5 protein-coding genes are annotated in these 7,757 nt (G+C 70.1%); 3 read left to right on the plus strand and 2 right to left on the minus strand.

All coding sequences use genetic code 11. The features are described from left to right. Positions 1-1,230 precede the first annotated feature (1,230 nt). From ABT186_RS46935 to ABT186_RS46945, 3 genes are all read left to right on the plus strand, one after another. Positions 1,231-2,313, plus strand: a complete 1,083-nt coding sequence (locus ABT186_RS46935; RefSeq protein ID WP_502973549.1) for an AAA family ATPase — start codon at positions 1,231-1,233, stop codon at positions 2,311-2,313. 76 nt (positions 2,314-2,389) lie between these two features. Further along, positions 2,390-2,983 (plus strand): hypothetical protein, encoded by a 594-nt coding sequence (locus tag ABT186_RS46940; protein WP_351930549.1) that lies wholly within the window; start codon positions 2,390-2,392, stop codon positions 2,981-2,983. Then, entirely contained in the window at positions 2,920-4,368 is a 1,449-nt protein-coding gene (locus tag ABT186_RS46945; RefSeq protein WP_351930550.1) for a VWA domain-containing protein, read from the plus strand. The genes ABT186_RS46940 and ABT186_RS46945 overlap by 64 nt, the downstream gene beginning before the upstream one ends. Here the strand turns inward: ABT186_RS46945 and ABT186_RS46950 are convergent. Then, the gene (locus ABT186_RS46950) at positions 4,337-4,864 is read right to left on the minus strand and encodes a hypothetical protein (protein WP_351930551.1); all 528 of its coding nucleotides are present in this window, start codon (positions 4,862-4,864) and stop codon (positions 4,337-4,339) included. The two genes, ABT186_RS46945 and ABT186_RS46950, sit on opposite strands and share 32 nt — an antisense overlap. A 350-nt stretch (positions 4,865-5,214) precedes the next feature. Then, the gene (recD2, locus tag ABT186_RS46955; RefSeq protein WP_351930552.1) at positions 5,215-7,533 is read right to left on the minus strand and encodes an SF1B family DNA helicase RecD2; all 2,319 of its coding nucleotides are present in this window, start codon (positions 7,531-7,533) and stop codon (positions 5,215-5,217) included. Positions 7,534-7,757 lie beyond the last annotated feature (224 nt).

Below are 7,757 nucleotides of genomic sequence, written 5' to 3' on the forward strand. Positions count from 1 at the left end.
CCACCAGCCTGCCCACCTGCAGAAATGACCGCCCCCGAATGAGCCGAAAGGGTCCGTCAGCAAGCTGACGGACCCTCACGCAAGATCGAGGCTAAGGCCGTCCGAGACCTTGACTTGAACCTTGAGCGTGTCGCCGACGGTACGGTGATCAAGCCGATACTGCTCTACATTGAGGGAACAGAAGCTCAGTTCCGGGCCTGACGCGCAAAGGTAAACGGCCCACCAGTACTGGTGGGCCGTTTACCTTTGCGCGCACTGCCGACCTGAAAGCGCGGAGCCCGTAGGCCGCATAGAGCAACTACCGGACGAGAACCGGCGGCATACCGCTCGACCCGTCCGCACAATGGTGCGGCTTCGCCGTGACTAAGATTTGGTGCCAACAACCCGCGTGGCTCGATGGCGTCCGCCCCGTCGCATCCGGTGTCGTATCCGCCGTCGCTTCCGGGTACGCGCTTGGATACGACATCCCTAAACTGCACGTCTCCGCAGGTCGGGCGGCCTGCGAGCCACCGGCAGGCGCGGGCGACTGTATATCGGTGCAGCAACGCATCCCGATCTACCCACCGGCCGGCGCCGGCCCACTACACACCAACGCATCCCCACGCCAGCCATCCTCCGCCCTCCTGCATCTTTCTCGCCCCTTGATCCTCTTCTCCCAACAGCCCTGACTTGCAGGCCAGCTCGGCGTCCACCGTGCAAAGCGGCGGCACCCAGGCGTAGCCGAGGATGCCGCCGCGCCGGTGGCCGCAATCGCGCGCGTACTCGATTCCCCGAAATTCCACCGCGGTGGGTAGCCTGCAATCGGTCGTGCTAGCCGCCGATCGCGACGCCTTGCGTCGCGCCGTCGGGAATTCCCCTGAAAACGAGTCGTGAATTCACGAGAATTCCAGCATTTTCAAGGCGGATTATGTCTTCAGGCGGGGTGCAGGTCGAGCTATATTTGAATTGTTCCCGGGAGGGGCCGGGAATGGAAAACCCTCCGATGGAATCCACCCGAAAACTGGTTACGGGTGGAGTGTGCCCAAAAAGGCTGGGGTTTTCCCATTCGGAATATGGCCGCGCCTGCGGCACAGAAAGGCTTGCGAGATGACCGCTACCGCTGCACCGACGCCCCCGCCGTCCGGGACCACCCCACAGGCGTCCGCCTCCAGCACGCCGAATGCCCCATCCGGGCCTGGGAGTTCACCGCCCGGTCCGGGCGGGAAGGCGCGCCCGGGCCAGTTGCGGGCGATGATTGCGCAGGTGTTGGCGGCGAACCCGGCGGCGATGTTCACCGTCACGGAGCTGGCGAGGATGCTGGGTTATTCCGGCGGGGCGGTCGGCAATGCCTGCGAGACCCTGGCGGGGCGGGGTGAGGCGGAACGGATCGGCTCCAAACCGCGCATGTACCGGGCGACACCGGCCACCTCCACCGCCGCCCAGCGGGCCTCCGGACCCCCGCCCGCCCCGAGTCCCAAGCCGTCGGTGCCGCACCAGTCCGCCGGGCCGGCGGCTGCAGCTTCACCGCCGGGCGGGCGGCCAGAGCCGATCACCCGGCCGAACGGGCAGCGCTACCACCCCCGGGCGTTGGCGCAGTTGCCGGATGTGGAGGCGCTGCGGCGGCTGCGGGAGGCGCAGGTACCGGTGTTGCTGTACGGGCCGCCGGGGACGGGGAAGACCTCGCTGATCGAGGCGGCGTTCCCGGACCTGATCACGGTGGCCGGGGACGGGGACACCACGGTCGGTGACCTGATCGGCGAGTACACCCAGGACGCGAACGGCGGCTATGAGTTCGTCTACGGGCCGCTGGTAACCGCGATGCAGGAGGGCCGGGCCCTGCTCCTGGACGATGCCACGCTGATCTCGCCGAAGGTGCTGGCCGCCCTGTATCCGGCGATGGACGGGCGCAGGCAGATCCAGGTCAAGGCGCACAAGGGCGAGACGATCACCGCCGCCGACGGCTTCTACGTGATCGCCGGACACAACCCGGGCGTGCACGGGGCGGTCCTGACCGAGGCCCTCGCGAGCCGGTTCAGCGTGCAGATCCAGGTCGGCTCGGACTACGACCTCGCCGCCGCCTTGAAGATCAACCGCAAGGCCGTGCGGATCGCTCGCCACCTCGCGAACAGTCAGCAGGCCGGAGAGGTCGGGTGGGCACCGCAGCTGCGCGAACTGATCGCCTTCCAGAAGATCGCCGATGTACTCGGCACCGAGGCCGCCTTCGCCAACCTGGTCGGCATCGCCCCGCTGAAGGACCGGGACACGGTCGCCGAGATCGTCACCAAGGCCGTCGGCCGCCCGGTCACCGCCCTGGCCCTGGGCCGCCAGCTCTGACACCAGCCCGGGCCGGGCACCGCCCCGGCCCGGGGCCGCCACCCCACCACCGACTCCTGGAAGGGACCGATCCGCCATGCCCGCACCCGCCCACGTGCTGACCGCCCCGCCCGCAGTGACCGAGACCGAACTCGATCTGGCCCGTTGGGAGGACGACGGCGGACCCGCCGTAGAGCCTCGCCCCGGCCCACAGGCCCCCCACTGGCTGCGTATCGCCGCCGCCCTGGGGGAGCGACTGCCCGAACTCGCCGAACGCGAGGACGTGATCGTCACCTGCGAGCACGGCACCCGCTCGGGCGCCCCGGCCGCCTTCTACCCGGTCACGGCCCAACTGGAGATTGACGCAGGGCTCTTCGCCCCGTTGTACCCGGCCACCATCGACCCCACCCGGGTGGGCGACGAGGAGAACTATCCGGTCGCCTGGGGCGCGTTCACCACGAGGCCGCGCACGCCCGCCACAGCGTGTGGACCACGCCGCCGCCGCTGCGCGGCACGGCTCTGGATGCGGCAGCTCAGCTCCTGGAGGAATCCCGGGCCGAGCACGCCCACCTTAACCGCCGCCCGGGCGACCGCCGGTTTCTCAGGGCCGCCGTACACACCCTGGTCATGGCGGACTTCACCAGCGCCACGCCCACCGGCCGGTGGCAGGCGGCGATGGCGGCCGGGCTGATCCTCGCCCGCCGGGACGGCGGAATCCTCGACCCGGACGAGACCGACCCCCTGGAACAGACCATCACCGCCGTCCTGGGCCAGGACCTGCTGGCAACCCTCGGCCAGATCTGGACGGCCGCGCACACCACGGCCGACGAGGACGAGCAGGCGATGCTGGGGCACGCCGCAGCCTGGTGCCAGGCGCTCGGCACCGATCCCGCCGGACCGGAACCGGCCCCCGACCCCAGCGGCCGAAAAGGCGAGCTCGCCGAGGCGATCGGCAAGGTCGTCGGCGCAGTGGCGGCGAACGAGGCCGCGCAGGCGGCGGCCCAGGTCCGCATCGAGGCCGCCCGTACGGCCCGGACCCGGGCGAAGGCCGCCCAGGCCGCACACGCGCGGCAGGCGGCGCAGACGGCCGAGAAGGTCTTCGCGCCCGGGGGACGGCCCTTCATTCCGCAAAGCCAGCGGCACAAGGGCCGCCGCGCCCCCTCCCCGGTGACTGGAACACGGGCACCCACCCCGGCCGAGAAGGCGGCCGCCGGGCAGCTCGCCCGGGCGTTGCGAGCGGCGGCCTACCGGGAACGCACGGTCACTGTCACGGCCTCAGCCGCCCCGCCCGGACGGCTGAACATGCGCGGCGCGCTGGCCCGGGACGCGCAGAAGGCGGCTGGTGCCATCCCCACCGCCCAGCCCTGGATCCGCGCCCAGCGCCGCCAGGGCCCCACCCCGCCGCTGCGGGTCGGCATCGCGGTCGACGTTTCCGGCTCGATGCGCGCCGCCGCAGCCCCCATCGCCTCGGCCGCCTGGATCGTGGCCAAGGCCGCCGCCCTCACCGACCCCGACTCGCGCAGCGCCACCATCGCCTACCGCCGGTCACTGACCGCGATCACGGTGCCCGGCCGCGCCCCCACCCGGGTGACCGAGTTCGACGCGGACGGCGGCGGCCACAGCCTCGCCGAGGCCACCGACGCCCTGACCGCAGGGCTCGACCTCATGACCTCGGGCGCGGGCCGCCTCTTGGTGATCGCCTCCGACGGCTACTACCGGCCTGAGGGAGCCGCCCCCGCCGCCGAACGCATCGCCGCCCTGCGCGCGGCGGGGTGCGCGGTGCTCTGGCTCGCCTTCGACGCCGACCCCCACCCCCTGCCCGGCACCACCCTCCTCGAACTACCGGTAGCGGACCCCCTTCTCCCACACTCGCGGCACGCACCGAACCCCTCCACGCGCCGGGAAGGTGATCAATTTCCGTGCGCCGCAATACCCCAATGTGGAGTAGATGGCGGCCATCAAGCGGGAGTTGGCGCTCTCACTCGGCGAGGCGTCCTGACCCAGGATCGCCAACCAGCCGCAACCATCGCGACGATGACTGAGGTCAGCCCACCTGACGGACCGATGCGCCAATGAGCACGCCGCCAGACACGGTGTACGTGCCGTCGTACACCTTGACCGTGCCGTCGGTCTGGGTGGCGTACAGCACCGCGCTCACCCGGGACGCTCCGAACTCGCTCACGGTGCCCAGGGTGATGCTTTGGGTGGTGTCGAACCCGGCTACCCAGTGGTCGTATGTGGCCCCGGCGATGTTGGAGCCGCCGAGCGCCCACGCGGCCGCATAGTCGTGATCCGTGATGTCCTGGTAGTACTGCGAGACCACCGCGGAGGCGTTGGTCAGATGCGGCCGAGCAGGGGGCGGGGCTACCGTCCGGACCACGACGGCCGTCGTAGCCGGTGCCGGAGACGTCGGCGTAGGGCTGACGGTTGTGGTCGTCGGGTTGGGCGACGTCGAGGCCGGCACGGTGCGGGTCACGGTGACGGCGGGGGCTGCTCCGGAGGCCGTTTTTGCGGCGCAGGCGGTGAGAGGCAGACAGGCGAGCAGAACGACAGCCGGGACGGTGCAGCGCACGATTCCCCCCAGAAGTGGCGCGATTTGGTGGAGCCACTGTGACAGCCGCGGGGACGCCGGGCGCGTACCGTTGCGAGACCGTGACTCGCTGTCATGTGGTGTGTCAGAGACGCAAGACGCCCCGCTGACCCGGCCGGAGGGTTCCGGGGGCGGGGCGCTGCACGGCCGTGGCACGGGCCGCGCATCCCACCGGCGCAGGAGGGCCGCGCGGCCTCGCGGGGGCATGACGGTGGAAGTCGTCGCGATCCCGGAGGATGCACCGGCAGCTGACGCCCGGCCGGAAGTCCGGCGGCCGCGTAACTGCGGCACAGCGGGCTGCCAGCCGGAACCCCGCCCACCGGGTGGCAGCATCATTCCCAGGCGAGTTGGCCGGTGAGCGCCTGGCCTCGCGGCGCCGGGACGCCGGCGTGCGGCTGGGTGGTGCGGTGGGTGAGGACGGTGTTGCGGCGCTGGGTGCGGTTGTTGGCGACGGCCCTCTCGACGGCCTCGGTCTGGCCGATGAGCATGACGCCGTTGCGGGCGCGGGTGACGGCGGTGTAGAGCAGGTTGCGCTGGAGCAGCATCATCCCGGCGGCGCTGACCATGGGGACGATGACGTACGGGTATTCGCTGCCCTGGGAGCGGTGGACGGTCAGCGCATAGGCGTGGACCAGCTCGTCAAGGTCAGTGAAGGGGTACGTGGCCACCTCACCGTCCGGGAAGGCGACGGTGAGCTGGTGGGATTCGAGATCGACGGCGGTGATGGTGCCGCTACTGCCGTTGAAGATGCCCGTCTCGCCGCGGTGGGGGTTATTGCGGATCTGCTGGACGCGGTCGCCGACCCGGAAGGCGGTCCCACCGTGATAGTGCTGGGGCTTGTCATCGGCTGGAGGGTTGAGGCGCTCTTGGAGGCGCAGGTTGAGGTCGGTCATGCCGGCGATGTTCTTCTTGCCCGGGCACAGGACTTGGATGTCCTCCGGGCGGACCCCGAAGTGTTTCGGCATCCGCTCGCACACCAAGTCCACCACGCGCTGGGCGATGTCTTCGGCGGTGGGTACGGGCCGGTTCCAGAAGACCTTGGGGTCCTCCCGAGGGAGTTCGCCGTGCAGGATGCGGTGGGCGTTGATGACGATGGCGGCGCTGTCGTCATGCTGCCGGAAGACCTTGGTCAGCCGGGTGCGCGGGATCTTCTCGACGTCGAGGAGGTCGCGCAGGACGCGACCGGGGCTGACGCTGGGCAGCTGGTCGGTGTCGCCGACCAGGAGAAGGTGGCAGCCCTCACGGACGGCGGCGAAGAGTCTGCGGGCCAGGGCGAGGTCGAGCATCGAAGCCTCGTCGATCACCACCAGGTCGGCGGCTTCCAGGACGCCGGCATGGTCGAAGAGAGAGTCACCCTCGGGCGGCCGGATGAGGCGGTGCACAGTCATCGCTGCCTGCCCGCAGGTCTCCTCCAGGCGCTTGGCGGCCTTCCCAGTCGGCGCGGCCAGGGCGACGACCGCCCCGGCCTCATCGGCCACCTCCACCAGGGTGCGCAGGGTGTGGGTCTTGCCGCAGCCCGGCCCGCCGGTCAGCACAGACAGGGGCCGGGTGAGCGCGGCGTGGATCGCCTGGTACTGCTCCTCGGTCAGCCCTGCCGTCTCCGCCGTGGTCAGCGCGCTCAGCCGCTGCTCCCAGTCCGCGAGGTCGGCCAGGGCGGACGAGGAACCGAGCAGGCGGCGTACGTGCCAGGCGAGCTGGGTCTCGTCGCGGTGCCAGCGTGCGAGTAGGGCAATCTCGGTGTCCGCCACCGCGTCGGTACCGTCCATCACGGGCAGCGGCAACGTCTCGGTGACCACCTCACCCTGCCCGGACAGCGTCTGCAGGGCGTGGCGCAGGACCACATCGTCGAGGATCTCCGCGGTGGCCAGATCATCGTCGGACAGCAGCTGGCGGGTGCGGGCGAGCAGGACACGGACTGGCAGGTAGCAGTGGCCTTGGCCGCCGGCCTGGTCCAGCTCGTGCAGCAGCGCGGCCTGGAGCCGTTCCTCGCTGTGCTTGGGGACACCGACGGCGAGAGCGATCTTGTCGGCGTTGACGAAGCCGACGCCGTACACGTCCCGGCACAGCCGATAAGGGCTCCGGCGAACGACATCGATCGGGTGGTCGTCGGTATCGGCGTACGTGGTGTAGATCTTCACCGCCAACCCGGGCGTGATCCCCAGCTGCTGCATGAACATCATGATCTCGGCGATGGCCTTCTGTTCCTGCCAGGCCGCCGTGATCCGCCCGAGCCGGATCTCACCGATGTTGTGGACCTCCAGCAGCCGCTCCGGCTCGGCGTCGATGACTTTCAAGGTCTGTTCGTGGAAGGTGTCCACGATCGCCGTCGCCAGGACCGGGCCGATCCCACGGATCATGCCCGAGGCCAGGTAGAGGCGGATCGCCCGCTCGTCGGCCGGCACCGTACGCTCACACCGCTCGGCCCTGAACTGCCGCCCGTAGCGCGGATGGTGGGCCCACGAACCACGCAAGCACAGACTCTCGCCCGGCTTTGCCCCGAAGAGCGCCTTGCCGACGGCGGTGATGCTCTCCTCGCCGTCACCCGTGGACGTCAGTCGGAGCACCGTGCGCTCGTCGTAACTGACATGCAGCAGGTGGTCGACGACGCCCTCGATCACCTCGTCGACGTCCGCGGGAACGTGATGGGCCACGTGCTTGCCTCTCCCAAGGTCAGGGCCGATACCGTGCCGGATCACACCGTGCTGTCGTGCGGCAAGGCAAGAGCCAGCATGAGCCTCAGAACTGCGGTTTGTCGCGCAACTGGCTAGTAGGACTCCGTTGGGTCTGTCTTGATCTTGGTGTGGTCCTGCTGGGCAGAGGTCGGTGGCAGGTGGTGCAGACGCCGGTCCAGCAGTTCAGCAGGTCCTGGAGGGTG

The organism is Streptomyces sp. NPDC001634 (genome assembly GCF_040298185.1).
Taxonomy (GTDB): Bacteria; Actinomycetota; Actinomycetes; order Streptomycetales; family Streptomycetaceae; genus Streptomyces.

What these genes read in the sequence shown, in the direction of transcription:
- ABT186_RS46940 (WP_351930549.1), top strand. Translation starts at nt 2,390, where the DNA reads ATGCCCGCACCCGCCCACGTGCTGACCGCCCCGCCCGCAGTGACCGAG.
- ABT186_RS46945 (WP_351930550.1), top strand. Translation starts at nt 2,920, where the DNA reads ATGGCGGACTTCACCAGCGCCACGCCCACCGGCCGGTGGCAGGCGGCG.
- ABT186_RS46935 (WP_502973549.1), top strand. Translation starts at nt 1,231, where the DNA reads ATGATTGCGCAGGTGTTGGCGGCGAACCCGGCGGCGATGTTCACCGTC.